Raw genomic sequence first — 1,743 nt, 5'->3', positions numbered from 1 at the left:
ACGTCATCGCAGACCGCGGGGCTCAGGCTAGGGTGAGGGTCGGTGCGGCTTCCCTCTCCCCGTGGGAGAGGGACTGAGGGTGAGGGCTACCTTAGAAAAAAACGGGCGTACCGGTCGGTCAGCTCCTACGTTAAAAGTGTGAATCGTGTGCCGCCCTCGTAGGGGCCGACATTCAGGTCGGCCCGATTTGTTGTAGGGAAGCCCTCACCCCCATCCCCGTCGGCGAGCCGCTCCCACTGGGAGAGGGGGGATGGGAACCTCACGGCAGGCGCAGCTCGAAGACCATCTGCCGCGTGAACCCCTCGGGAATCCGGAACCCGGCCGCGAGGAATTTCCCCACAAACCTCTCCGGGACGGCGCCGCCCACATCCGTCCGCCCCATCTCCACGGCCAGCGGCCCCAGCCAGGGCAGAAGGTTTTGCGCGACCGCTTCCGCCGGGCCCGCGACCAGGTCCAGGTCCAGGTCCTCGTCATACTGCGTGCTGGGGTTGACGACCAGCGCCGCCTCGACGGCTCCGGCCTCGCCCCGGACCAGAATCCGCGCCCCGGCCAGCTCCTCCTCCATCGTCCGCGCCGTGGCCGTCCGGTGGTGCCAGCCCTGGGGCAGGAGCCCGGCGTAGTCCCCCCGGCAGGCCTTCAGCAGAAACTCGGCGAGGCCGGGCTCTTCGAGCTTCGCCTCCCGGGCGCCGTGCCGCGTCAGCGCCTCCTCCAGCGGCCCAAGACTCTCCCCCCCGTAGCTCCGGTCGAGGAAGGGGAGGTTCAAAATTTCAAGAAACCCGTCGCGGCGGGCCAGCGGTACCGAGCGATTGGTGTCGGCGGTGCAGAAGCGGACCACCCCGTGCGCGCGCCGGCGCAGCTCCTCCATGATGGCCCGGTGCAGGAGCTTGCCGTATCCTTTCCCCTGGCTCCCCGGCGCCACGCGCAGCCCCTCGAGCCACCAGTCGTCGGCGCCCAGCCGCTTGATCCGCGACAGCCCGACGACCTCGCCCTCCACGACCCCCACGTAGACGCCGCCCTCGGCGATCCAGCGGTCAATGGCTCCCATCAGGTAGTCGCGGCCCTCCCAGATGTCGCGGCAGATATCGCGGACGCGGTCTGCGTCCGCCGGCCCGGCGGGTCGGAATTCCACGTCCCCTCCTTGGGTATGGCGGTGAGTCCACCACTCCGCTATAATAGCCCACCGGGCACCCAACGGGAAAGGATTCTGATGGGTGATGGTCCGGCGGAGGTGCGCGAGGAGAGGGTCCTGCGCTGCCCGTACTGCCGGCGCGCGAGCTATCCGACCCGCCCACAGCCCCGGGTGCGATGCGCCTGGTGCGGGCGGGGTTTCAACGTGGAGCCGCTGGTCGAGGAGCCCTGGTACGAACAGGTGGTCAAGGACCTGACCCGGGTCCTGGAAATAAAAAAAGACCTCCACCTGGCCTATCACACCCTGGGGATGGCCTACGCCGAAACCGGGCTCTACGACCGGGCGATCGAGGTCCTGGAGCAGGAGCTCGAGCTGAGCCCCGAGGACGCCGATACCTATTACCTCTTGGGGATGGCCTACGCCGGGGTCACGACGAACTACGGCCGTGGAATCGAGTGCCTGGAGACTTACCTCCGGCTGCGTCCCGACGCGGCGGAGGAGGATCGGGTCCGGGCGCTGATCGGGCGCCTGCGCGGCCTGGAGCAGAACGGCGCCGGGGGTTGAGCCGTCGGCGCGGCCCGGGGCTTGCTATGCCGTAGGGGCCGACCGACGGC

2 protein-coding genes are annotated in these 1,743 nt (G+C 69.1%); one reads left to right on the top strand and one right to left on the bottom strand.

Annotated features, from left to right (window positions below; translation table 11 throughout):
* Window positions 1-259 precede the first annotated feature (259 nt).
* Window positions 260-1,129: a GNAT family N-acetyltransferase gene (locus NTW26_12080; GenBank protein MCX7022985.1), complete on the bottom strand. Its 870-nt coding sequence runs from the start codon at window positions 1,127-1,129 to the stop codon at window positions 260-262.
* A gap of 78 nt (window positions 1,130-1,207) precedes the next feature.
* Here NTW26_12080 and NTW26_12075 point away from each other — a divergent pair, with 78 nt between their 5' ends.
* Entirely contained in the window at window positions 1,208-1,693 is a 486-nt protein-coding gene (locus tag NTW26_12075; GenBank protein MCX7022984.1) for a tetratricopeptide repeat protein, read from the top strand.
* The last annotated feature ends 50 nt before the right edge of the window (window positions 1,694-1,743 follow it).

It is taken from the genome of bacterium, assembly GCA_026398675.1.
Lineage (GTDB): Bacteria > RBG-13-66-14 > RBG-13-66-14 > RBG-13-66-14 > RBG-13-66-14 > RBG-13-66-14.
The sequence above is the reverse complement of the archived record's forward strand: the minus strand, read 5'-3'. Positions and strand labels throughout refer to the sequence as shown.

Bases quoted from the DNA above. Each gene is read 5' to 3' on its own strand.
- NTW26_12075 (MCX7022984.1), top strand. From the start codon at position 1,208: ATGGGTGATGGTCCGGCGGAGGTGCGCGAGGAGAGGGTCCTGCGCTGC.